Consider the following 23,571-nt stretch of genomic DNA (forward strand, 5'->3'; position numbering starts at 1 on the left):
GTGTCCCGTACCCGAGCCATCGGGTGCGGGACACACCTGCTTAAGGCGCGCTGCGGTGTTGCCCCGGCCCCGAGCGAATGGATGAAGTGGCCAAGGCGTTGGATGAATTATCCGAGACTCCTGTCACGTTTGTTCGTAGGGTGTTCCATGTAGCTCATGTGGAAGGAACACCGCCGGCCGGCTTTCCACCAGACTGCACCCATGCGGGGATCGAAAACCCGACGGGACGCTGTTCGCAGACGGTGCGGAGCATGACGGCCATGGAAGGAATCCCCGCATGAATTCGATCCGCCCGCTGGATGGCATCATCGTTGCAGACTTTTCCCGGGTGCTGGCCGGGCCGCTGTGCACCATGACCCTGGCCGACCTCGGTGCCACGGTCATCAAGGTCGAACGCCCCGGCGCCGGGGACGACACCCGCAGCTGGGGGCCTCCGTTTTCCGCCACCGGCTCCACCTACTTCGAATCGGTGAACCGCAACAAGCAGTCGGTGGCGCTGGACCTTGGAAACCCGGAGGACCTGGTGCTTGCCCGGGAGCTGGCGCTGCGCGCCGACGTGCTGGTCGAGAACTTCAAGCCAGGCGGCATGGCCAAGCTCGGGCTCGGCTATGCGGAGCTGACCGCGGAAAACCCGGGCCTCGTCTACGCCTCCATCTCCGGGTTCGGATCCACCGGCGGGGCCCACCTGCCCGGCTACGACTTCATCGTCCAAGCCCTCGGCGGGCTGATGTCGATCACCGGGGAGGCCGGGGCCGACCCGATGAAGGCCGGCGTCGCGCTGGTGGACGTGCTCACCGCCAAGGACGCAACCATCGGTGTGCTGGCCGCGCTGGCCGCCCGCAACACCTCCGGGGCCGGCGCCCACATCGAGGTCAACCTGCTCTCCAGCCTGCAGGGGGCGCTGGCCAACCAGGCCCAGGCCTACCTGGGCGCGGGCAAGGTCGCCACCCGCATGGGCAACGCGCACCCCTCGATCGTGCCCTACCAGTTGCTGGCCTGCTCCGACGGATCCGTCGCCGTGGCCTGCGGCAACGACGGACAGTTCGCCAGACTCTGCGCCGAGGTCGGCGAACCGCAGCTTTCCTCCGATGCCCGCTTTGCCACCAACTCGGCCCGCGTGGCCAACCGCGAGCTGCTCATCCCGCTGCTGGAAGAAGCCCTGCGGGCCGACTCCGGCGCGAACTGGCAGGCGCGCTTCACGGGCGTCCAGGTTCCCGCCGGCAAGGTCGCGGGGATCGACGAGGGAATCGGCTATGCGCAATCGCTCGGGCTGGACCCGGTGATCGAGGTGCAGAACGCCGACGGTGTGGTGGTCGGCAAACAGATCCGCCATCCGATCAGCTGGACGCCACGGCTCGACGCACCGTCAATGGCCCCGCCGCAGCTCGGTGAACACACCGACGCGGTCCGCGCCTGGCTCGGCACGCCCGCCGAACAGGATCCGGTGCTAGCGCGGTCCTAGGCCGCTTTCGTCGCGGCGCAACGCCAACCACAGGTGCGCCGCGACGTCCGGGTCGTCAAGGTCCACGCCCAGCAGGCCGCTGGCCACCGAGATCCGGTGGCGCAGCGAATTCCTGTGGATGCCCAGTGCACGTGCCGCATCCTCCCAAGTGCCGCGTGCCCTGAGGTATGCCCTGACGGTTTCCAGCAGGTCGGCGCGCGGGTAGCCGGCCAGGATCCGCACCCATCCGGTGGCCCGCGCATCCTCGCTCGCGCTCACGGCAACCAGGCGCCCCGGCGGGGCCTGCAACACGGCCTGGCGAAGCACCGCAAGGTTGCCGGGGATCTCGCCGAGGCTCACCGGATCGCCCAGCGCAGCGGCCAGCGAGCCGGACAGCTCGGGTTCGACGAGCGCCGAAACGCCCAGCAGCGCATTCTCTTCCAGCGAGTCGCGCTCGCCGTCCGTGGGCGAAGTTCCCAGGCCGGCGGCGGGAAGCACCAGATACAGGATCGAATCCTGGACGTGGCGCAGCAAGCATTTGTCCACGGCCGCGGCCAGGTCCGGCAGCCCGGGGTCGGCCGCCAGCCGCACCGCCGCGCGGGCCGCAAGCCCCGGGTCGTCGCCCGGCGAAAGCCTGATGCCCAGCAGCCGCACCCGGCTGGGCAGTTCGCCCAGCCCCACGTCCGCGGCCACCATGTGCGCGGCCTCGCTCTGGCCGTGCAGCAGCAGTTTGGTGGTAGCGGCTCCCAGTGCGTTGGTGGTCCCGACGATGACCTCGCGCTGGCGTGCGCGCAGGGCCAGCAGCGTGGAAACCGTCATGATGACCTGCCGGTCGGCCTTGGTCAGCGTGCGCCCCGACCCGATGCACAGGAACCCGTGGATGCGCGTGCCCAGCAGGATCGGGTAGAGCACCACCGGTTGCCCGTGGATCTCGAAGGTCGCGGCGGAGGGGACCCCGGCCTTGTTGAAGCGGATGGACTCGGCGCGCAGGTCGGGGACCAACGATCCGGCCGAGGCGGGCCACACGGTCTCATGCCCGGCATCGGCCGGCAGGTAGGCCGCCCACCCGCCCAGTGCCTGGGCCAACCCGCGCACCACCGCGCTGGTGGCATCGGGGCGCATCGCGGCGCGGGCCAGTGCCGTCTGGGTGCCGAGGGAATCCATCAGGTTGCTCGTGTCGTCCCGGGTGGAAAGCCGCCAGTAGGCGCGGGTGACGTTCTGGAACGGAACGCCGTCGGGCACGATCGCCAGCTCGATGCCCGCGGCGACGCTTGCCGCCACCACATACCCGGGGACGGATCTCAGCCACGGGCCCAGGCCCAGCCCGACCGCGTGCACGTTCTTGGCCCCGAGCCGGGCCATGTAGGCGCGGGAGAGCGCCGCCGAGGCGGCAAACGGCATTCCGGTGGTCAGGAGCAGCTCCCCGCCCTCCAGATAGGGGGTCGGATCCTCCAACTCGGAAACGTGGACGCCGGTGACCGGCTTGGCGCTGAAGTCGGCACCATCGCAGGGTGCGAGTTCGCTGCCCAGCTCCGCACCCAATTGCAAAAGGGAGATCATGGGCTAAATTATCCAACAACAACGCCCGCATTGGGCAGAACGTCCAATGACGCGTGTCACTCATTCACATAGCGTGGAGCCCATGACCGAAACTCTCCTGGCCGCCGAGGCCGCCACCCTGCCGCAGACCCGCCACCTTGCCACCGCCGTTCCCGGTCCGCGTTCCACCGAACTGCACGCCGAGCGCACCGCACAGGTGACCAACGGCTTCGGCATCACGCTGCCGGTCTTCGTGACCCGCGCCGAGGGCGGCATCATCGAGGACGTCGACGGCAACCGCCTGATCGACTTCGCCTCCGGCATCGCGGTGACCTCCCTGGGTGCCAGCAACAAGCTCGTCGCCGAACGCGTCGCCGCCCAGCTCGCTGCCTTCACCCACACCTGCTTCATGGTCACCGAATACGAATCCTTCACCAAGGTCTGCGCCTGGCTGAACCGGAACACCCCGGGCGACTTCGAAAAGCGCACCGGCCTGTTCTCCACCGGCGCCGAGGCCGTCGAAAACGCCATCAAGATCGCCCGCGCCGCCACCGGCCGACCCAACGTCCTGGTCTTCGACGAGGCCTACCACGGCCGCTCGCTGCTCACCATGGCCATGACCGCCAAGGTCAACCCGTACAAGCTGAACTTCGGCCCATTGCCGACCGAGATCATCCGCGCCGCCTCCGCCAACCCGCTGCGCCCGGCCGAGGGACTGGCCGCCGGCGCCGAAGCGGCACTGGAATCGGTCGAAGCCACCATCCTCGAGCACGGTGCGGGCACCTTCGCCGCCATGGTCATCGAGCCGATCCAGGGCGAGGGCGGCTTCATCGTCCCGGCCGCCGGCTTCATCCCGGGCCTGCGCAAGCTTGCCGACAAGTACGGCATCCTGCTGGTCATCGACGAGATCCAGGCGGGCATGGGCCGCACCGGAACCCTCTTCGCCTCCGAGCACGAGGGCGTCGCCGGGGACCTGATCCTCACCGCCAAGGCCTTGGCCAACGGCGTCCCGCTCTCCGCCGTCACCGGCCGCGCCGAGGTCATGAACGCACCGCACGCCGGCGGCCTGGGCGGCACCTACGCCGGCAACCCGCTGGCCTGCGAGGCGGCCCTCGCGGTCTTCGAGCAGTTCGAGGACGGCAAGCTGCTGGAAAACGCCCGCCGCATCGAGGCCGTGGCCCGCGAGATCCTCGAGCCGCTGCTCACCTCCACCAACGTCGTCGCCGAAATCCGCGGCCGCGGCGCCATGCTGGCCATCGAGCTTGCCGACGCAGCCACCCTGGAACCGCGTGCGGACCTGGCCAAGGAGATCTCCTCCGCCTGCCACGCGGCCGGCGTGCTGACCCTCACCTGCGGAACCCACGGCAACGTCGTGCGCCTGCTGCCACCCCTGGTCATCGGCGAAGAACTACTGCGCGACGGCCTGACGGTGCTGGCCGGCGCCATCGCCGACGCCGCAAACTAAGCCCCCCCAGACCTCTTAGACCCACCATCACGAGGAGCACACCATGACCATCACCACCCACGAAACGCACCTTTTGGACCCGGCAGACCTGATCAACTTCGATTCGCTGCTCAGCGCCGAGGAACTCGCGCTGCGGGCCAAGGTCCGCACCTTCGTCGACGAGGCCATCAAGCCGAACATCGCCTCCTGGTACGCGGACGCCGTCTTCCCGCTGGAAATCGTCCCGGAAATGGGCAGGCTCGGCCTGCTGGGCATGCACCTGAAGGGCTACGGCTGCGCCGGCGCCACCGCCGTCGAGTACGGCCTCGCCGGTTCCGAGCTGGAGGCCGGCGACTCCGGCCTGCGCACCTTCGTCTCGGTGCAGGGATCGCTGGCCATGAGCGCGATCTACAAGCACGGCTCCGAGGAGCAGAAGTCCGAATGGCTGCCGAGGATGGCCAAGGGCGAGGCCATCGGCTGCTTCGGCCTGACCGAACCGACCGCCGGCTCGGACCCCTCCGCCATGAAGACCTTCGCCCGCCGCGACGGCGACGACTGGGTCATCAACGGCACCAAGCGCTGGATCGGCCTGGCCAACGTGGCACAGGTCGCCGTCATCTGGGCGCAGACCGACGAGGGCATCCGCGGCTTTGTGGTCCCCACCGAAACCGCCGGCTACAAGGCCACCCCGATCGAACCCAAGCTCTCGATGCGCGCCTCCATCCAGTGCGAGATCGAACTGACCGACGTGCGCCTGCCGCACGACGCGGTGCTGCCGAACGTCGTCGGTCTCAAGGGCCCGTTCTCCTGCCTGAACGAGGCACGCTACGGCATCATCTGGGGCGCCATGGGCGCCGCCCGCGACGCCTTCGAGGACGCGCTTGCCTACTCGCAGCAGCGCCTGCAGTTCGACAAGCCGCTGGCCGGGTACCAGATGACCCAGCAGAAGCTGGTGGACATGGCCCTGGAAATCAACAAGGGCTACCTGCTGGCCCTGCACATCGGCCGCCAGAAGGACGCCGGCACCCTTGACCTGCACCAGATCTCCGTCGGCAAGCTGAACAACTGCCGCGAGGCCATCAAGATCGCCCGCGAGGCCCGCACCATCCTGGGCGGCAACGGCATCACCCTTGACTACTCGCCGCTGCGCCACGCCAACAACCTCGAATCGGTGCGCACCTACGAGGGCACCGACGAGGTCCACACGCTGATTCTGGGCAACAAGCTCACCGGCGTCCCGGCCTTCCGCTAAAGATCCGCTTCCCCCCCCAACAACCCGAAAGAGGGAACCTTCGTGACTGAAACCATCACGCGCACCGAGATCGTGCCGCTGCGCCTGCTGATCGACGGCCGGTGGGTCGAGGGAACCGGACGCCGGCTGGAATCCACCTCGCCGGCCAACCCGGAGAATGTGATCGCCGCCGGCGGCACCGCCACGGGGCGGGACGTGCAGGCGGCCATGGCCGCCGCGCGGACCGCGGCCGCCGAGTGGGCCGCAACCCCGATGGCCGAACGCGGGGGATACCTCTCCCGTGCCGCGGCCATCATCACCGCCAACGCCGATGTCTGGGGCACCGAGCTGGCCCGCGAGGAGGGCAAGACCTTCGCCGAGGGCCGCGGCGAGGTGTTGCGCGCCGCGCAGATCCTCACCTACTACTCGGCCGAGTCCGACCGCATGGCCGGGGAGGTCTTCTCCTCCCCGCGCCGCGGCGAAAAGATCCTTGTCACCCGCAAGCCGTTGGGCGTCGTTGCCGTCATCACCCCGTTCAACTTCCCGATCGCCATTCCGGCGTGGAAGATCGCCCCGGCGCTGGTGTTCGGCAACACCGTGGTGTGGAAGCCGGCCAGCAGCGTGCCGTTGCTGGCACTGCGCCTGGCCCAGGCCCTGGTCGAGGCCGGACTGCCGGCGGGCGTGCTGAACCTGGTCATCGGCCCGGGCTCGCTCGGCAACGAGATCGTCAACCACCCGGACCTGGACGGACTCACGTTCACCGGATCCACCGGGGTGGGCCGCATGCTCGCGGCTGCGGCCGCGGGTGCCGGCGTGCCGATCCAGGCGGAAATGGGCGGCAAGAACGCCTCGGTCGTGCTCGATGACGCGGACCTGGAACTCGCCACCGAGCAGGTGCTTTTCGGGGCATTCCGCTCCACCGGCCAGAAGTGCACGGCAACCTCGCGCCTGGTGCTGCAGGATTCCATCGCCGACGCGTTCCTCGAGCGCCTGGCCGAGCGCCTTGCCGAATGGCAGACCGGCGACCCGACCGATTCCTCGGTCCACATGGGCCCGGTCGTCTCCGATTCGGCCGCGGCGGATATCCGCGCCGGAATCGCGGCCGCCGTTGCCCAGGGTGCCATCCCGCGCTTTGCGGGCGACGTGTCCGGACTCGGTCCCGCCTTCGTGGCTCCGACGGTGCTGGAAATCCCCGAAGGCGGGCAGAACATTGCCTGGCGGGACGAATTCTTCGGGCCGGTCCTCGCGGTCCGCCGCGCGGCAACCACCGCGGAGGCCTTCGCGCTGGCCAACGATTCCGAGTTCGGGCTCAGCTGCGCGGTTTTCACCCAGGACCTGACCAAGGCCCTGGATGCCATGGAATCCATCGACGTGGGCATCCTCCACGTGAACTCCGAATCGGCGGGCGCGGATCCGCACGTGCCGTTCGGCGGGGCGAAGAAAAGCGGTTACGGACCCAAGGAACAGGGTGGGGCTGCGCGGGAGTTCTTCACGCACACCACCACCGTGTACCTGCGCGGCGCATAACAACGCCCGACCGGCAGCGCCCCGGGGCGCCGGGTGCCATCCATGTTCCAGGATGCGGCCGGCGCCCCGAGGCGTGCCTAGGATGAACAGCAAACCCGGGCCGAGCACGAGCCGGCGAACAAGACTCTTAGAAAGCAGTGGATTCAACGATGAGCACACCAACCAGTATCGAGAACATTTCCACCATCCTGGTCATCGGCGCCGGGACCATGGGGCGCCAGATAGCGATGACAGCGGCACTTGCCGGCTATGCAACGACCATCCAGGACATTTCCGAAGACGGGCTGGCCGCCGCGCGTGCCGAGCTCGAAGCATGGGCGGCGGGCCGCGTGGCCAAGGGAAAGCTGAACGGGGAAACCGCGGCCGCTGCGTTGGGCGCACTGGCCTACAGCACCGACCTCGACTCCTCCGCGGCAAACGCGGACTTCGTTATCGAAGCCGCCACCGAGCGCCTGGACATCAAGACGCAGATCTTCGAGCGCCTCGGCAAGCTGGCCCCGGCCCACGCCATCCTGGCCACCAACTCCTCGACCCTGGGTTCCTCCAAGGTCGCCGAGGCCACGGGGCGCGCGGCCCAGGTCTGCAACATGCACTTCTTCAACCCCGCGCTGGTCATGAAGTGCGTCGAGGTGGTGCGCCACGAATCAACCAGCGACGCAACCGTTGAAACGACCATGGAGCTGGCGCGCCGGCTGGGCAAGGAACCGGTGCTGATCAACCGCGAGATCCCCGGCTTCATCGCGAACCGGCTGATGGGCGCGGTCCAGCGGGAGGCATTGTTCCTGGCGGATTCGGGCATCGCGAGCATCGAGGACATCGACACCACCGCGCGCACCGCGCTGGGCCACCCCATGGGCCCGTTTGCGCTCATGGACCTGGTGGGCCTGGACGTCATCGATTTCATCGCCCAGGCCACCCACGCCGAAACCGGCGCGGCGGAGGACGCCCCGAACCCGCGGATTGCCTCGATGGTCTCCGAGGGCAAGCTGGGCCGCAAGTCCGGAGCAGGATTCTACGACTACCGGTAACTAGACGGCGTCTCCCGCCTCGGGCTGCGCCCCGAGGTGGAAGTGGCGTCCCGAGATCTTTTCGACCTGGATCTTCACCCAGGATTCCTTCTGGGTGGGGATCCATGGGCTGACGCCCGATTCGCGGGCGGCGGCGATCTCGGCCTGGGTCTCGAGTCGATGGGCCGTGCCGTGGACAACCACCGACCAGGCCTGATCGGACAGGATGCCGTCTGCCTCGAATGCCACCTGTCCGTTGACGGTCAACGCCGCAAGCTTTTCGCCCGGCGCCGTGCGAATGTATATGACACGGTCCTTCGCCGCGTAATTCAGCGGGAAGATGTCAACGATTCCGCCCACTGCCGTGGCGAGGCGTCCGTGGTTTGTGTGTTCGAGCAAACGCCATGACTGGTCGTCGTCGAGAATGAGTATCGGCTGGTCATCGTCGTGTTCAAACATCATGGCATAAGTATTCTACGTATTGTAGAAAAATTCCAGATTTGCGGCGATTCGTTCCCCTCATGCGTTGGGAATCATCCTTCCGATCCATCGGCGTCCCACCACACATGAAAGACTTGTGCCATGGTCAAGGATTTGAGTGTGGAACATGCCAGGCACATCGCCGCACGTTTCGAAGATCGCGTGTACGAGCTGCGCGCGGAGCGCGCCCGCGAGCGCGGACTGGCGCCCACCGTCCTTTCGTACACCGGATACGGGCTGGCCGACCCTGAAAAGGGTTGGGTGCGCATCTTCGCCCGGGCCGTCCTGGCCAAGCCCGGTGCCTTCGAAGACGGACGCCACGTTGCCAAGGTGATCGCCGACGGGGTGCGCGGCTGGCGCAACTTCATGTCGCCCATCGTTCCCCACGGGCAGATCCGCATCAGCATCAACGGCCAGGACTTTGACGTGCAGGCCGACCGCGGGGGAGTCCTCGACGTGAGGGTGGCTGCCGTGCTCGAACCCGGCTGGCACGAAATCTCGATGACCATCGAAGAAAGTGCGCCCGTCATCGCCCCGGTGCTAATGGTCGATGCCGCCCAGGAATTCGGGGTGCTTTCCGACGTCGACGACACGGTGGTGGTCACCGCGCTGCCGCGCCCGCTGCTGGCCGCGTGGAATTCCTTTGTCCTTTCCGAACACGCCAGGCTTGCCACCCCCGGCATGGCCGTGATGATGGAGCGGCTGCTGCGCAACAAGCCGGGAGCCCCCACCTTCTACCTGTCCACCGGTGCCTGGAACGTCGCCCAAACCCTCACTCGCTTCCTGTCGCGCAACATGTACCCGCAGGGCCCGTTGCTGCTGACGGACTGGGGGCCCACCGAGCGCCGCTGGTTCCGCTCCGGCATGCAGCACAAGGCCGACCAGCTTCGCCGCGTCGCCTCCGAGTTCCCGAACATCAAGTGGTTGCTGATCGGCGACGACGGCCAGCACGACCCTTACCTCTACGCCGAGTTCGCCCGCCGCTACCCCGGGCACGTCGCGGCCATCGTCATCCGCCAGCTCACGCCCTCCGAGGCGGTGCTTGCCGGCGGGCGCAGCCAGGGGATCCTGAATTCCACCCCCGGTGTGCCCTGGGTGTATGAACCGGACGGCGCCCGCATCGCCGCGCAGCTGACCGAACTCGGCTACCTCGAGGCTGATCCCTTCCCCGGGAACGACAAGTGAGCGGCCACAAGATCCGTGTCGAGGTGCCCATGCGCTGGGGCGACATGGACGCCTACGGGCACATCAACAACGTCAACCTTGTTCGCATGATGGAGGAGGCCCGCATTGCCGGGTTCGGGGTGCCCGGGGGCACCGGAAAACCCGGCATCCTGCCACAGGTCGACCTGTTCTCCAACGTCCCGGAGAACACCCAGATCCTGGTGGTTGAGCACCGCGTGCGCTACGTGAAGCCGCTTGACTACCGCAACGTGCCGGCGCACGTGGACCTGTGGATCAGCAACATCAAGGCCGCAAGCTTTGACATTTGCTACGAATTCCACGACCCAGTGGATGGCGGAATTTGCGTGCGTGCCACTACCACCCTGGCATTTTTCGCCGTGGAAACCCAGCGGCTGTTGCGCCTGAGCGCCGAACACAAGGCCGCGTTGGGCGCCTACGAGGCAGAACCGCTGTTCCGCTAGTCACTGCAGCAGGGCTGCGTTCACCCGCGTAGGCATCCGAACCAGGGCGATTTCGTGTGCTCCTGTCCTGTTCCGGCAGCTGCCCGGCATGGCCGCTTCGTCATCCGAACCACCCGCAAAGCATGGGTTTGGTGTGTGCGCCGGGTCGGAGCCCAAAAACTGGCGCGCATCTCGTGAAGTCGTGAATGTGCCTGCCAATCGGGCTCCGACACTTTAGAGTAAAAGTGTGAGACTACTACTGATTCGCCACGGCGAAACCGCCTCCAACGTGGTGCAGGCTCTGGACACGGCGGCGCCCGGCGCGCCGCTGAACGAGGTGGGCGTGGCCCAGGCCGAAAAGCTTGCCGAGCAACTCGCCATGGAAGAACTGGACGCGGTCTATTCATCCCCCTTGATCCGCGCCAAGATGACGGCAACGCCGCTGGCAACGACTCGTGGGCTGCTCTTGGCCGAATACGCGGGCCTGCGCGAAATCTCCGCGGGCGAATTGGAAATGCGCACCGATATGGATGCGCAGCTGGCATACCGTGACGTTTTCTTTAGGTGGCTTCAGGGAGACCTCTTGGCGAAGATCCCCGGCGGTGAGGACGGACGCACCGCACTTGAGCGGTTCAGTGCCGTCATCGAACGGGCGAGCGCCGACGGCACCGAATCGCTGGCCGTGGTCAGCCACGGGGCCATGCTGATGACCTGGCTTGCCAGCCGAAAATCAAACTTTGACCTTTCCCTCTTGCGGCATGCCCCGTTGCAGAATACGGGCGTTGCGGTTCTCGAATCAGGACCGGTGGATCGCTGGACGGTGCACAGCTGGCAGGGCCAACCTCTATCGAGCGGTTCGGGTGGAGCAAATCGCCGTGCGGCCCGCGGGTAATAGCCGCATTCGAGTTCGGCTTGTAAATTCGGCCGTCGGGCAGGCAGCAAGAAGCAGGCCCGGTGGATGAAGCCTGTATTCGCTGGCCCACGGATCCATGGATTAGGATAGGAATACCTTCCCTAATCCAAGAAAGTGGTCTTTGGTGAGTACACAGAGTTTGGCACGTCAGGTTCGTCCACAGGTGGTCCTCGAAGTGGTGGCTACCGAGATGCTTTCCGAGCACATGGTTCGGTTGACCTTTGGTGGGCAGGGATTTGCAAACTACCAAGACAAGCTGGTTTCCGATCGTTACGTGAAGATCCTCTTCACCAAGCCAGAGCTGGGGCTCGTGCCGCCCTATGACCTGGACGCCCTGCGTGATGAACTTGCACCGGAGGATTTCCCGGTGCGCCGCACCTACACGCTGCACCATGTGGACCTGGAAGCCGAGACCGTGCAGATCGACTTTGTAGTTCATGGTGACGAGGGACTGGCTGGTCCTTGGGCCCAGAACGCCAAACTCGGTGACCTGATCTGCTTCAGCAGCCCCGGAGGTCTCTACACGCCGGATCCGGCATTCGACCGACACCTGCTGATCGGTGACGAGACGGCACTGCCGGCCATCTCGGCCGCGATTCTGGACATGACTCCGGAAATGGTCGGCGACATTTATCTTGAGGTCGGCGGCCCCGAGGACCACGTCGAACTCGCCGTGCCAAAGGGTGTCGAGGTCCACTGGCTGCACCGCGGCGGACCTTTCACCCCTGAAAACACGCGGATCGAATCCGTGGTGCGCGCCGCGCACTGGCCCGAGGGAACCGTCCAGGTCTTCGCCCACGGCGAGCGGGAAACCATGAAATCCCTGCGGGCCTACCTGCACGGTGAACGCGAGGTTGACCGCAGGGCCATGTCCCTTTCGGCATACTGGGCCTTTGGCCGGGCCGAAGACGAATTCCAGGCGGAAAAGAAAAGCCCGATTGGGCAGATCTTCCCGGAGCCACTGAACGCCTGAGTCATGGCCGGCAACGGCACAAGGATTCCCCGCGGGATCGTTAGCGCTTGACCGCAAGGATGAGGACCCCCGGTGGGCGTGGAGCCCCGACGCTCCACGCCCACCGGGGGTCTTTTTGGGCCCGGGCCAACCAGATGCTGGTTGAGTCGCCGGTGGCCCTTGGTGACAAGATCCAAGGCGGGCCGGGACAGCCTGGCGGTGGACGGCATCTCATGGTTCTTGTGGTCACCGAGCACTTTTGCACTGCTGAGTGCTGTTCCTCAGGCGTCGGCTTGTGAAATCGGCGTTGCAGGGCCTCCGGCAAATAAAATTGCCAGAACGGCCATGAACGCAACAGCTTTGGGCGGCCGGCGACTGAACGGCGTGGTGCGCAATTTTTTTCGTTCGGAATGTGTCATCGAAACATGATGCATGCGTTTTTTGGGGTCCGCTCAAATGACTTTCGTGATGAATCCCCAAGTGGCACCCAAGTAAAGAAGGCCCAATTTCAGGAGCCCAATTTAACGTAGGTTGATGTGAGCAAACTGGACAAATGTCGGTTCAAACTGAAAGCCGCTCATCTTATGGCATTGTGCGGGCCCCTGCGAGGAAGTATCTTTTCCTAGATGCCGTAAATTGAAAGGCTTTGTTTGAGTCCCCGGCGACGTGTCGGTGAAATTTGATGATGACTAGGGTGTTGAATGATTACCGAATCGGCATTGGCTGGCAAGGCGTGCTGAAAATGTGTCATTGCGTGGTGTTTGATGGCCTATTACGTCAGCTCAAGCTATCGTTATTGGTGCCATTGTGGTTAGGATAGCTTTAACTCAATGAACAATCTCAGGGGGATGCTGATGTCGCAGGGCGACGAGGTGCTGTTTTCTACCAGGCTCAAGGAAGTAACTAAGGCCGACCATGATGAGGCGGAAGGCAGCGAATTCATCACCACGCTGATGAACGGGACGCGCAACTCGCGTGACTACGTCCTTTTGCTCTCGCAGTACACCTACATCTATTCGGCACTGGAGGTTGAGGTTCGGGCCCTGGTCAAGGACCCCGACTTGGCACCCATTTTTGATCTCCGCCTGGAACGCATGTCCAAGATCCAGGCGGATCTCGACAGCCTCCTGCCTGCGCACGGGCTCACCGATCTCCCCGAGCCGCTCCCGGCGACCCAGGATTATGTGCGGCATATTCGTGCAGCGGCCGACGATCCTGCCAGGATTGTTGCCCACCACTACCTGCGCTACCTGGGCGATTTGTCCGGCGGCCAGATCATTGGCCGACTCGTGGAGCGCCACTATGGGATCGCCCCAGACGACCTCAGCATGTGGCGCTTCGAGGGGATCGACAAGCACAAGCCATACAAGGACGAATACCGCGCGAAGCTAAACGTTTACGCGGTTACACCCGAGCGGGTTTCATCCCTGCTCGAAGAGGCGGCGAAGGGATTCACGCTTAACAAGGCGCTGTTTAGGGAATTGCTCACCCAATCACAGCAGTCGACTTCGATGTCGGCTTAGCAAAAATCGGCGAATTCCAGTTCAGCCGGTGAAAAGGGCGGATCCGCGAAGCTTGGTAACACTTCGGGGGACCGCCCTTTTGCATGTCTAGCTAGCGGCGTCGGAAGCCCACAGGTGCACCATGGCATAGGACCTGTACGGGGTCCACGCCGCAGACAGGCGCGCCGCTTCGCGCTCGGTCACGCGATTCAATGCCCGGCGGACCACCAAGTCCCCGGGCACAAAGGCATCGGGATCGCTCCTGCCGCGCATCTGCAGGTAATCGGCGGTCCACGGCCCCACGCCGCGCAGGGCAAGCAGCTCTTCGCGATTCAGGGGGAATTCGCTCGGGGCGGCAAAGCCCTTGGCTGCAAAGCTCTCCGCCATGGCAAATAGGGTGGTTGCGCGTGCCCGGGTCAGCCCGATCGCCTCGCGCAGGGCATCGACGCCATTGTCGAGGACGTCCTCCGGACGCGGAAAAATCCGAAGCCCTTCCGCGTCCTCGCGACCGTAGGCTGCGACAAAACGCCCGCCGAACGTGCGGCCGGCAGCCAGCGAGACCTGCTGCCCCAGGATGGTGGTTGCTGCGGCCTCGAAGCCGTTGAGGTAGCCGACCGAACGGAGCCAGGGCCTGGCGCCCACCAGCGGGGCCAGCAGCGTGTCGTCGGCAAAGGCCGCCTGGATTGGCGCGAGGTCCGTATCCAGATCAAGCCACGTGCGGATGACTCGGATGAGTTCCGCCGCGTCTTCGGTGGGCGATTCCGTGCACCCGAGGTGAACGCCGTCTTCTGAGAATTCCAGGGTGGCGGCGCGAGGCCCGGAGACAAGCGAAACAATGCGCGTGTGCCGGTTGTTTGCCGGATCGTGGATGTCCAAGCCGGGGATGGAGTGGATGCCCAGCACGTGCATCATGTGCCCCGGGTCCAGCTTCCCGTTGGCTTCAAGGAACCGCCGGATCATACGGGCCAAACCCCCGAGGTGCCCCGGCGGTGGCTCTGCACCAGGTGGGTGTCGACGATCCCCAGCGCTTCCATGAGTGCATACATCGTCGTGGGTCCCACGAAGGAGAATCCGCGCTTCTTCAGTGCATTGGACAGGGCAAGCGATTCCGGGCTGGTGGTCGGGATGTCGGCCATGGTGAGCGGAGTCGGTGTCTGAACGGGCTTGAAGGACCATACGAAATCGGCCAGACCGCCGTCTTTTCGCAATTCGATGGTTGCCCTCGCGTTCTTGATGGTTGCAAGGATCTTTGCCCGGTTCCGGATGATTCCGGCGTTGCCGAGCAGTTCCTCGACCTTGTCCTCGCCAAAGCCCTGGACGGTGTCCGGGTCGAAGTTGGCGAAAGCCTCGCGGAAGTTCTCGCGCTTGCGCAGGATCGTGGCCCACGACAACCCCGACTGGAACGCCTCGAGGCTGAGGCGCTCAAAGACCCCGTGCTCGTCGCGCACCGGCATGCCCCACTCGAGGTCATAGTATTCGCGCATCATCGGGTCGGTCGCGGCCCAGGCCGGACGAGCAAGTTGGTCTTCTCCGATGACAATCCCCGTATCCATGTTCCAATCCTGCCACGGGTTCTGCGTGACTGTACTTATCGTCAGGTGCCGCTATCATCGTAATATGACGATGATAATTCGGGAAAGCCATGCGGGTCACGAAGCTGTGGAAACCCACGCCTCTGCGGCCGCCCTTTTCCACGGCCTGGCAGATCCCACGCGCCTGATGATCCTGGCCCACCTGCGCACCGGGGAACATAAGGTCAAGGACCTCACCGAGCATTTGGGCCTTGCCCAGAGCACCGTCAGTGCGCACCTCTCTTGCCTGCGTGACTGCGGGCTTGTCACCTCCCGTGCGGTGGGACGTTCCAGCATGTTCTCGCTGGCCAATCCCGGGTTGCTGTTTTCCCTGCTGGGGGAGGCTGAGAAGTACATCGGCCACAACGCCGCGCAAGGGCTGGACGCCCACGACTTCAGCGAGGTCCACGGGCTGCAGCGGGCCGAGGGGGCAGGACCGCAATGAGTCACGACCATGACCACGGTGCCGCAACCGCCAACCGCACCAAGCTGGCCTGGGCCTTCGGGATCACCTTTGTCATCCTGATTTCCGAGGTCGTCGGCGCGATCGTGACCAACTCGTTGGCACTGCTCGTCGACGCCGCCCACATGCTTACCGATTCCACGGGCCTGCTGCTGGCACTCACCGCGGCCACGCTGGTCATGCGCAAGCCAACGGCCAAGCGCACCTGGGGGTTCCGCCGGGCCGAGGTCCTTTCGGCAACCCTGCAGTCGGCACTGTTGCTCGGCGTCGGCATCTACGCCTTCATCGACGGCACCCGCCGGCTCTTTGAACCCGCGGAGGTCGCTGCCGGGGGTTTGCTCATCTTCGGCATCATCGGCCTGGTGGGCAACGTCGCCTCGATGCTCATCCTGGCCTCGGGCAAGGATGACAACCTGAACATGCGCGCCGCCTTCCTCGAGGTGCTCAACGACGCGCTCGGTTCCGTGGCCGTCATCATCTCGGCAATCATCATTTCGACGACCGGGTGGATGCAGGCCGACTCCATCGCCGCGATGCTCATCTCGGCGATGATCATTCCCCGGGCGCTGAAGCTGCTGGGAGAGACCACCCACATCCTGCTCGAATCGACACCCAAGGGCCTTGACCTAGAAGACGTGCGGGCGCACCTGACGGCCCACCCGCTGGTGCTGGCCGTCCACGACCTGCACGCCAGCCAGATCGCCTCGAACCTGCCGATCCTTTCGGCCCACGTGGTGGTGGCGGATGAGGCCTTCCGCAACGGGGCCGCGGCGACCCTGCTGGGCGAACTGCAATCCTGCGTGGCCCAGCACTTCGAGGTCAGCATCGAGCATTCCACGTTCCAGATCGAGGCTTCCAGCCACCAGACCCCGGAACACGAACGCCACGACTAGCGACGGACCCCGCCCGAACGGTGCCGAATGCCCTTGGGTTGGAGATTTCCGCCGCACGCTGCGCATCGACCGCTGATTGAGACGCCCGCGGCTTAGCTTTCCAAAGCTAAGCCGCGGGCGTTTCTTGTTGCCCGTTCGTCAACGTCGGCCGCCTTGCCGTGCCCGCTCCTGACCCCCCTGCATCGGAACCTGACCATCGCTTTGCAAGGCATGGCCACCAAACAGCCGTTTTAACCTTCAAAACTAAATGTAATAATCCCAGTTTTGGCTTAACGAAATGTTGCATCCAGGCATCCCTGGGTCGCGGATTTCACTTTCTCCACCGCGTGCGCGCGTTAAATAGCCGCTTTCCTGCCAGCGATCAAGAGTGCGGAAGGGGCGGCTCGCTTCAGAGGGGAATCTCTTCAAAGCCTTGTGTTCTAAATCATTCATCGTTACAGTTTTTCTCAATCGGAGGCCACGTGACGAGAATCACTAGGACGTGAAACTCCGAATGCTTGATCCCCTCATCGCATTCCAGCAAGGAGTCGTCGTGTCCATAGAGTCACGTAAAGCACCAAGGTCCTCACCCCACGACCATGACGAGGATGCCGCGCATCTGGCGTCGCTCGGCTATACCTACGAAGCACAGTTCAAACGGGAAATGACGTTCTGGGGCAACGTCTCGCTCGGATTCACCTATCTCTCACCCGTGGTGGGAATCTACTCACTCTTCGCCATTGCGTTGGGCACAGCAGGGCCGCCGATGTTCTGGTCATTGCTCATTGTGGGAGCCGGACAGCTTCTGGTGGCCATGATCTTTGGTGAAATCGTGTCGAACTACCCCGTGGCCGGCGGCGTCTACCCGTGGTCGCGACGGCTATGGGGCCGCAAATGGGGTTGGATGAACGGCTGGGTCTACCTGGCGGCGCTCCTGACAACGATTGCCTCGGTGGCATACGGTGCGGGCCCATATCTCGCGGCATTCCTCGGAATGGAAAGCAGCGTTGATGCAACCATCTTGGCCGCGCTGGTCGTTATCGCGCTGGCGACCTGTCTCAACCTCCTTGGGACCGGCGTGTTGAACAAGGTTGCAATGCTCGGCCTGATCGCCGAACTCGGCGGTGCCGTAGTGGTTGGACTCTGGCTGGTTATCGGCCACCGCAACCACGACCTGTCCGTCCTCTTCGACTCCTTCGGGGCGGGTGAAGGCTCCGACTACTTCGTGGCCTTCGCGGCCGCCGGACTGATCGGAATCTTCCAGTACTACGGCTTCGAGGCCTGCGGCGACGTCGCCGAGGAAGTCCCGAACCCCGGCCGCACCATTCCCAAGGCCATGCGCATGACCATTTACATCGGGGGGGCCGCCGCGATGTTTGTCTGCCTCTCGCTGATCCTGGCCGTCCCCGATTTCGGTGCAGTGATTTCCGGTGCCGACTCAGATCCGCTTGTTGGCGTGCTGATGGCAGCATTCGGCCCGGTTGGATACAAGGTCGTGCTCGGCGTGGTCCTGATTTCCTTCGTTTCCTGCGTCCTGAGCCTGCAGGCTGCCGCGAGTCGGCTGACCTACTCCATGGCCCGTGACGGCATCCTGCCGTTCAGCGGTTTGCTCAGCCGCTTCAGCGATCGCCGCCACGTGCCGCCATACGCCCTGCTGATCGCCGGTGTGTTCCCCGCATTGGTCGTGATCGGCTCCAAGATCTCCGAAGATGCGCTGGTCGCCATCATCTCCTTCGCGGCGATGGGCATGTACCTGGGCTTCCAAATGGTCGTCTTGGCTTCCTTGCGCGCCCGACTCAAGGGCTGGAAGCCGGCCGGCAAGTACCAGCTTGGTCGATGGGGCGTGCCGGTCAACGTGCTGGCCTTGCTCTGGGGTGTCCTGGGGATGGTCAACATGGCTTGGCCACGCACCCCGGAAGCCGGGTGGTTCGCTAACTACATCGTCTTGATTTCCTCGATTGCCGTACTGGGAATCGGTGGTCTGTACCTGGCTATTCGCAAACCACACCTCAAGGGCGATGCGCCCGCGGCCGACGCCATCAACCCCCGGGTTGCTGTCCAAAGCCGTTAGTCCATTGCCGCCGGCCGACTTGGCCGTGCGGCCGGTCAGCCAAATCCAACACCACAACGAGAGGATCGCACCATGAGTGTCGAAACCGTCCCGAACCAGCTCAACATTCCCTACCTCGACATCTCGGATCCGAGCTTCGCCATGCAGTCCGAAGAGCTTCGAAACGCCCGTGAAGCCAGCTGGTACGCGAAAACCAACTACGGCATTGCCGTATTGCGCTACGACGAAGTCAGCAAACTGCTCAAGAGCCCCAAGCTGATCCAGGGCAGTGCCAAATGGCCGGCACACAACGGCGTTCATGGAGGGCTGTTCTTCGACTGGTGGACAAAGAACCTGCTCGTGCTCGAGGGGGAGGACCACCACCGTATCCGGCGCCTGCTCAACCCGGCCTTCTCCCCACGGCTGATCAAGGACCTGGTTCCGCGCTTTCAGGCACTGGCGAACGAACTGATCGACGACTTTATAGACAAGGGCGAATGCGAGTTCATTTCCGACTTCGCCGAACCCTATGCCACCCGCGTGTTGACCATCCTGCTCGGCATCGACGAAAGCGAATGGCCGACCATCGCACGGCTGGCCTCCACCATCGGACTCGCCCTGGGCGTGACCTTTAAACAGGACCTGGAAAAGGTGGACGCGGCCGTCGCCGAGCTCTACGCATATGCAGAGGACCTCATCAAGGATCGGCAAGCCAATCCCGGGGAAGACTTTGTCTCCCGGTTGGTGCTGGCCAGCAGGGACGGCGACAAGCTCAGCGACGAAGAACTCCGCAACGCTCTGGTGCTGCTGATCTTCGGCGGCATGGACACCACCCGAAACCAGCTGGGTCTGGCCATGCAATCCTTCATGCGCAACCCGGGGCAGTGGGATCTGCTCGCCGAACGGCCGGAGCTCGGGACCAAAGCTGTGGAAGAAGTCATGCGGACCAACCCGACGGTCACCTGGGTGACCCGGGAGGCCGTCGAGGACTTCACCTACCAGGGCCTGGACATTGCAGCCGGCACCACCGTGCACCTGTTCACGCAGGTCTCCGGCACGGATCCACTCGCGTTCCCCAATCCGGAACTGGACCTGCTGGGCGAGCACCCGGCCCACTACGGATTCGGCGGCGGCGTGCACCACTGTCTCGGGCACTTCGTGGCCCGCGCCGACATGAGCGAGGCGCTGCCGCTGCTGGCCAGCCGGCTGGGCAACCCTCATCTGACCGGCGGGGACGAATGGCTGCCCGATTCGGGCAACACCGGACCCATCCGGCTGCCCATCGGCTTCGCCAAACGCGGCTAGGCCCTGCCCAGCACACCGCTACCCATCACCACCAGCATCAAGGAAACGAGCTTCACCATGGCACAGATCACCGTCGACCGTAAACTCTGCGACAACCATGGCCAATGCGCCATTGCCTCACCGAAAGTCTTCTCGATGAACGACGAAGGAATCCTTAAATACGAGGAAACCTTCGACGACGCACTCCTCGACGAAGTCGAGGAAGCCATCGATGTGTGTCCGGTCCAAGCGATCTTCGTGAAGGACTAGCCATGGGCGAACGGATCATCGTTGCAGGCGCCTCCCTAGGCGGGCTGCGGGCGGCCGAACAATTGCGCTCGGCCGGGTGGGACGGGGAGATCACAGTGGTCGGGGAGGAAGCGCATCCGCCCTACAACCGTCCGCCGCTGTCCAAGGAAGTCCTGGCCGCGCCAGGCACCCCGGAAGAAGCGCTGGCAAGTCTGACCTTCCGGCCCAAACGCAACGCCACCGGCATCCAATGGCGGCTGGGAACCCGCATCACAGGCTCCAACCTCGCCGCCGGAACCCTCACGCTCGAGGACGGGGAAGAGCTCGGGTTCAACGGCCTGGTGGTTGCCACGGGGCTGAGGCCCCGCAGGGTCCAGGCACCGGGGCCGTTGGCCGGGCGCTTTATCCTGCGGACCCTCGACGACGCCTTGGCGCTACACGCGGCACTGGTGCCCGGCGCCCGGGTGAGCGTCATCGGGTCGGGTTTCATTGGTTGCGAAACCGCAGCCACGGCCGCATCGCTTGGCTGCGAGGTGACCCTCGTGGAGGGACGCACGGGCCCCATGGAGCGCCCGCTGGGATCCGCACTGTCCCGTGGTGTGCGGGCCCTTCTGACAGGGCGCGGCATCGACTGCCGCCGCGGTGTTTCGGTCATCCGGTACCGGGGGACCGAATCCTGCACCGGCTTGGAGCTTTCCGACGGAACGCTGCTCCACGCCGACGTCGTCGTAGAGGCCGTCGGTTCCATGGCCAACACCGAGTGGCTCGAGGGCAATGACCTGGACCTGGGCGACGGCGTGGAATGCGACAGGCACCTGCGGGTCCTGACCGCAGCCGGGCAACCGGTGCCCGGCGTCGTCGCTGTCGGGGACATCGCCCGCTACCCCGACGTGCGCAATGCCCTGCCGGCCAGACGGGTGGAGCATTGGGCGACACCGAGCGACACCGCCAAGATCGCGGCCCCCGCACTGGTGGCGGCCATCAATGGTTTGCCGCCCGCGGAGGCTGCCGCCCCGCTTCCGACGTTCTGGACCGATATCTTCGGCACCCGGATCAACGGCATCGGCTCCCCGGCCCATGCCCGGGAAACCCGGGTCCTGGAGGGAAACCCGGCCCATCCGCAGGCAGGCGTTGCCATGGGCTACTACCGCGACAACACCCTCATCGGTGTCGTCAACGCCGGTCTGCCGGCCTCCAGGAACCTGCATTACCGCCAGCTGGTGCTCGACGCCGGCGTGCTTGTCACCACCTAAGACTTCCAGCAGAAATGAGTTGAGTTCCATGACCTTGCAAGCCTTCCGAACCGAAACAGACACCATGAAGGACCGGGACGCCTTTGCCCGGCACCAAGCCCGCAACCTTGAACCCCGGATCGTCAAGGACCTGGCGGCGAAGATCGAGGCCGCCGGGGTCGAGTACATCTACTACGCACTGCCCACCATCGGCTCTCGCGTGGTCGCCAAGATGGTCCCGGCCAACCACTTCCGCCGCAACCTGGAAAAGGGCATCGCCTTCCACCGCACCGCGCTCTCCGACCTGCAAAACGACCGCCACGGAAAGCTGATCGGCGGCGGCATCGAGGCCCGCGAATTCTGGGCGCTGCCGGAGCCGGAATCCTTCGTGGTGCTGCCCTGGGACACCTCGGTCGCCCGGATCTTCTGCACCGCCTACGAGCCCCCGCACCTGCCGGAGGTCGGCGGCCGTCCGCTGGCCATCGACACCCGTGCGCTGCTGGCACGCACCCACGCGGCCTTCACCGAACGCACCGGGTTCGAGGTTCGATCGGGCACCGAACCCGAAATGACCTGGGAAGGCCCTGGACTCGAGGTCGTCAAGCGTCCCGGTTCCAGCCCCGCCTACCAGGTCGAGAACCTTGAGCGCATGCGCCCGATCTACAAGAAGCTCGTCAGCTACGCCAAGGCCATGGGCCTGGACATGATCGAGGGCGACTACGAGGACGACGGGCAGCTCGAACTGAACTGGATGTACGACCGCGTCGAAAACACCGCCGACCGCCTGGTGACGTACCGGCAGATCTGCAAGCAGGTCGCCCGCGAATTCGGGGTCACAGCCTCCTTCATGCCCAAGCCGTACAACGGCCAGATGGGCAACGGCTGCCACCACAACCTCAGCCTCTGGTCCGGGGACACCAACGTCATCGAGGACGCGGGCCGGCTCGAACTGCATGTCTCGGAAACTGCCCGCCACGCCATTGGCGGCATGCTGGCCCACGCCCAGGGATCCATGGCGGTGATGGCCTCCACGGTGAACTCCTACAAGCGATTCTGGGATGCCGGGCAATTCGCGCCGTCCACCGCCAACTGGGGCCTTGACTCGCGAGGCTGCCTCATCCGTATTTCTGCCAACGGCCGGATGGAATACCGGGTGCCGGACGCCGCGGTGAACCCGTATCTCTCCCACACCCTGCTCATCGCTTCGATGGAGGACGGGATCAACCGCAAGCTGGAGCCCGGGGCCCCCGACGAGGCCAGCGACAACGTGCCCGCCGTCGGCACCCAGCTTCCGTTGACCCTGGGAGACGCCGTGGACGCGTTCGTCTCCGACACCTACCTGACCTCGCAGCTGCCGGCGGATCTGGTGTCCATCTACACCAAGCTCAAGGAAGAGGAATGGGCCCGCTACTGCGGCTCCATCACCGAATGGGACCGCGAAATGTACTGGGAGACGATGCCGTAATGACAACGCTGAGACTTGCCTGCATCGATGCAGATGCGCCGCCGCTCTTCGACCCCGTCGACGGGAACGGCCGGCGGACCGGATACGAGCCGGCAGCCGCCGAGCTGATTGCCGCACGCATGGGCCTGGAAATCGAATGGGTCGTCATGGGATGGGACGAGATGCTGCCGGCCGTGCGCGACCACCGGGTGGACGCCGTGTGGTGCGGACAGGGCATCATTCCGGAGCGCCAGGCTGTCGTGGACTTCACCCGTCCGTATGCCGTCTTTGACGAGACGGTCCTGGTGCGCAAGGGCGACCCCGCCCGCACGCCCAAGGACCTGGCCGGCTACCGGGTTGCCGCGATCGAAGGCAGCGCCAACATGGCCCTGGCCCGGACCTTCGACGGGGCGATCGTGGTTCCCTTCAGCGGGGAGAACGTTTATGCGGACATGCTGGCGGCGGTGGCCGACTTCAGTGTCGACGCCATGGTCGACGACGACGTGGTGCTGGTGCCCCTCGGCGACGACCCTCGCTATGACGTGGCCTTCACCGTGCCCACCCGCAACCCGTGGGGGATCGGGGTCGCCAAGGACAACCCTGACCTGCGTGGGCAGCTCAACTCCGCGCTCACGTCCGTCATAGCCGATGGCAGCCTGCGCGAGGTGTGGAACACGTGGATGCCCACGCTGGACTTCCCGCTGGAACAACCCGTTGGCACGACGACGGGCAGCATGGCATGACG

Annotated in this window: 24 protein-coding genes; 18 read left to right on the forward strand and 6 right to left on the reverse strand. The window is 65.0% G+C overall.

Going from position 1 to position 23,571, the window contains the following annotated elements; all coding sequences use genetic code 11:
• Positions 1 to 277 precede the first annotated feature (277 nt).
• On the forward strand, positions 278 to 1,462 hold the full coding sequence (locus JOF47_RS00955) for a CaiB/BaiF CoA transferase family protein (protein ID WP_209995353.1): 1,185 nt from the start codon (positions 278 to 280) through the stop codon (positions 1,460 to 1,462).
• On the opposite strand, the gene JOF47_RS00960 is transcribed toward JOF47_RS00955, so the two are convergent.
• The gene (locus JOF47_RS00960) at positions 1,448 to 3,001 is read right to left on the reverse strand and encodes a PucR family transcriptional regulator (RefSeq protein ID WP_209995355.1); all 1,554 of its coding nucleotides are present in this window, start codon (positions 2,999 to 3,001) and stop codon (positions 1,448 to 1,450) included. The two genes, JOF47_RS00955 and JOF47_RS00960, sit on opposite strands and share 15 nt — an antisense overlap.
• 82 nt (positions 3,002 to 3,083) lie before the next feature.
• Here JOF47_RS00960 and JOF47_RS00965 point away from each other — a divergent pair, with 82 nt between their 5' ends.
• The 4 genes from JOF47_RS00965 (at position 3,084) to JOF47_RS00980 (ending at position 8,210) form a co-directional block, all read left to right on the forward strand.
• On the forward strand, positions 3,084 to 4,445 hold the full coding sequence (locus JOF47_RS00965) for an aminotransferase class III-fold pyridoxal phosphate-dependent enzyme (RefSeq protein WP_209995357.1): 1,362 nt from the start codon (positions 3,084 to 3,086) through the stop codon (positions 4,443 to 4,445).
• A 43-nt stretch (positions 4,446 to 4,488) separates the two neighbouring features.
• A complete protein-coding gene (locus JOF47_RS00970) occupies positions 4,489 to 5,676 on the forward strand; it encodes an acyl-CoA dehydrogenase family protein (protein ID WP_209995359.1) in 1,188 nt (395 codons plus the stop codon).
• Positions 5,677 to 5,718: 42 nt separating this feature from the next.
• Positions 5,719 to 7,182 carry an aldehyde dehydrogenase family protein gene (locus JOF47_RS00975; RefSeq protein WP_209995360.1) on the forward strand — a complete coding sequence of 488 codons (1,464 nt, stop codon included), beginning with the start codon at positions 5,719 to 5,721 and terminating at the stop codon, positions 7,180 to 7,182.
• Between the two features lie 149 nt (positions 7,183 to 7,331).
• Complete coding sequence (locus JOF47_RS00980) at positions 7,332 to 8,210, forward strand: 3-hydroxyacyl-CoA dehydrogenase family protein (RefSeq protein ID WP_209995362.1); 879 nt, start codon at positions 7,332 to 7,334, stop codon at positions 8,208 to 8,210.
• On the opposite strand, the gene JOF47_RS00985 is transcribed toward JOF47_RS00980, so the two are convergent.
• Positions 8,211 to 8,651 (reverse strand): pyridoxamine 5'-phosphate oxidase family protein, encoded by a 441-nt coding sequence (locus JOF47_RS00985; RefSeq protein WP_209995364.1) that lies wholly within the window; start codon positions 8,649 to 8,651, stop codon positions 8,211 to 8,213. It abuts the gene before it with no gap.
• Between the two features lie 120 nt (positions 8,652 to 8,771).
• Here JOF47_RS00985 and JOF47_RS00990 point away from each other — a divergent pair, with 120 nt between their 5' ends.
• From JOF47_RS00990 to JOF47_RS01005, 4 genes are all read left to right on the forward strand, one after another.
• Positions 8,772 to 9,854 carry an App1 family protein phosphatidate phosphatase gene (locus JOF47_RS00990; RefSeq protein WP_209995366.1) on the forward strand — a complete coding sequence of 361 codons (1,083 nt, stop codon included), beginning with the start codon at positions 8,772 to 8,774 and terminating at the stop codon, positions 9,852 to 9,854.
• The gene (locus tag JOF47_RS00995) at positions 9,851 to 10,315 is read left to right on the forward strand and encodes an acyl-CoA thioesterase (RefSeq protein ID WP_209995368.1); all 465 of its coding nucleotides are present in this window, start codon (positions 9,851 to 9,853) and stop codon (positions 10,313 to 10,315) included. Before JOF47_RS00990 ends, JOF47_RS00995 begins: the two co-directional genes overlap by 4 nt.
• A gap of 226 nt (positions 10,316 to 10,541) precedes the next feature.
• Entirely contained in the window at positions 10,542 to 11,186 is a 645-nt protein-coding gene (locus JOF47_RS01000) for a histidine phosphatase family protein (protein WP_209995370.1), read from the forward strand.
• Positions 11,187 to 11,331: 145 nt separating this feature from the next.
• Positions 11,332 to 12,180, forward strand: a complete 849-nt coding sequence (locus JOF47_RS01005; protein ID WP_342592673.1) for a siderophore-interacting protein — start codon at positions 11,332 to 11,334, stop codon at positions 12,178 to 12,180.
• A 260-nt stretch (positions 12,181 to 12,440) separates the two neighbouring features.
• Here JOF47_RS01005 and JOF47_RS01010 read toward each other — a convergent pair whose 3' ends face one another.
• Positions 12,441 to 12,578 carry a hypothetical protein gene (locus JOF47_RS01010; protein ID WP_209995372.1) on the reverse strand — a complete coding sequence of 46 codons (138 nt, stop codon included), beginning with the start codon at positions 12,576 to 12,578 and terminating at the stop codon, positions 12,441 to 12,443.
• Positions 12,579 to 12,989: 411 nt separating this feature from the next.
• Between JOF47_RS01010 and JOF47_RS01015 the strand changes: the two genes are divergently transcribed.
• Positions 12,990 to 13,682 (forward strand): biliverdin-producing heme oxygenase, encoded by a 693-nt coding sequence (locus tag JOF47_RS01015; RefSeq protein ID WP_209995373.1) that lies wholly within the window; start codon positions 12,990 to 12,992, stop codon positions 13,680 to 13,682.
• An 87-nt stretch (positions 13,683 to 13,769) separates the two neighbouring features.
• On the opposite strand, the gene JOF47_RS01020 is transcribed toward JOF47_RS01015, so the two are convergent.
• Both JOF47_RS01020 and JOF47_RS01025 read right to left on the reverse strand, forming a co-directional pair.
• Positions 13,770 to 14,621, reverse strand: a complete 852-nt coding sequence (locus JOF47_RS01020; protein ID WP_209995375.1) for a DNA-3-methyladenine glycosylase 2 — start codon at positions 14,619 to 14,621, stop codon at positions 13,770 to 13,772.
• Positions 14,618 to 15,214, reverse strand: a complete 597-nt coding sequence (locus tag JOF47_RS01025) for a DNA-3-methyladenine glycosylase I (RefSeq protein ID WP_209995376.1) — start codon at positions 15,212 to 15,214, stop codon at positions 14,618 to 14,620. The genes JOF47_RS01020 and JOF47_RS01025 overlap by 4 nt, the downstream gene beginning before the upstream one ends.
• A gap of 64 nt (positions 15,215 to 15,278) precedes the next feature.
• On the opposite strand from JOF47_RS01025, the gene JOF47_RS01030 reads away from it, so the two are divergent.
• Positions 15,279 to 15,677 (forward strand): ArsR/SmtB family transcription factor, encoded by a 399-nt coding sequence (locus tag JOF47_RS01030; protein WP_209995377.1) that lies wholly within the window; start codon positions 15,279 to 15,281, stop codon positions 15,675 to 15,677.
• On the forward strand, positions 15,674 to 16,588 hold the full coding sequence (locus JOF47_RS01035) for a cation diffusion facilitator family transporter (protein ID WP_209995378.1): 915 nt from the start codon (positions 15,674 to 15,676) through the stop codon (positions 16,586 to 16,588). Before JOF47_RS01030 ends, JOF47_RS01035 begins: the two co-directional genes overlap by 4 nt.
• 243 nt (positions 16,589 to 16,831) lie before the next feature.
• Here JOF47_RS01035 and JOF47_RS01040 read toward each other — a convergent pair whose 3' ends face one another.
• Positions 16,832 to 17,020: a hypothetical protein gene (locus JOF47_RS01040; RefSeq protein WP_209995379.1), complete on the reverse strand. Its 189-nt coding sequence runs from the start codon at positions 17,018 to 17,020 to the stop codon at positions 16,832 to 16,834.
• Positions 17,021 to 17,120: 100 nt separating this feature from the next.
• Between JOF47_RS01040 and JOF47_RS01045 the strand changes: the two genes are divergently transcribed.
• The 6 genes from JOF47_RS01045 (at position 17,121) to JOF47_RS01070 (ending at position 23,569) form a co-directional block, all read left to right on the forward strand.
• Positions 17,121 to 18,638 (forward strand): APC family permease, encoded by a 1,518-nt coding sequence (locus tag JOF47_RS01045; protein WP_209995380.1) that lies wholly within the window; start codon positions 17,121 to 17,123, stop codon positions 18,636 to 18,638.
• A 72-nt stretch (positions 18,639 to 18,710) separates the two neighbouring features.
• A complete protein-coding gene (locus JOF47_RS01050; protein ID WP_209995381.1) occupies positions 18,711 to 19,922 on the forward strand; it encodes a cytochrome P450 in 1,212 nt (403 codons plus the stop codon).
• A gap of 57 nt (positions 19,923 to 19,979) precedes the next feature.
• Positions 19,980 to 20,171, forward strand: coding sequence for a ferredoxin (locus JOF47_RS01055; protein ID WP_209995382.1), 192 nt, complete (start codon positions 19,980 to 19,982; stop codon positions 20,169 to 20,171).
• A 2-nt stretch (positions 20,172 to 20,173) separates the two neighbouring features.
• The gene (locus JOF47_RS01060) at positions 20,174 to 21,403 is read left to right on the forward strand and encodes an NAD(P)/FAD-dependent oxidoreductase (RefSeq protein ID WP_209995384.1); all 1,230 of its coding nucleotides are present in this window, start codon (positions 20,174 to 20,176) and stop codon (positions 21,401 to 21,403) included.
• A gap of 28 nt (positions 21,404 to 21,431) precedes the next feature.
• Positions 21,432 to 22,847: a glutamine synthetase family protein gene (locus tag JOF47_RS01065; RefSeq protein WP_209995386.1), complete on the forward strand. Its 1,416-nt coding sequence runs from the start codon at positions 21,432 to 21,434 to the stop codon at positions 22,845 to 22,847.
• Entirely contained in the window at positions 22,847 to 23,569 is a 723-nt protein-coding gene (locus JOF47_RS01070; RefSeq protein WP_209995388.1) for an ABC transporter substrate-binding protein, read from the forward strand. Before JOF47_RS01065 ends, JOF47_RS01070 begins: the two co-directional genes overlap by 1 nt.
• Positions 23,570 to 23,571 lie beyond the last annotated feature (2 nt).

Source organism: Paeniglutamicibacter kerguelensis (assembly GCF_017876535.1).
In the GTDB taxonomy this organism is placed as follows: domain Bacteria; phylum Actinomycetota; class Actinomycetes; order Actinomycetales; family Micrococcaceae; genus Paeniglutamicibacter; species Paeniglutamicibacter kerguelensis.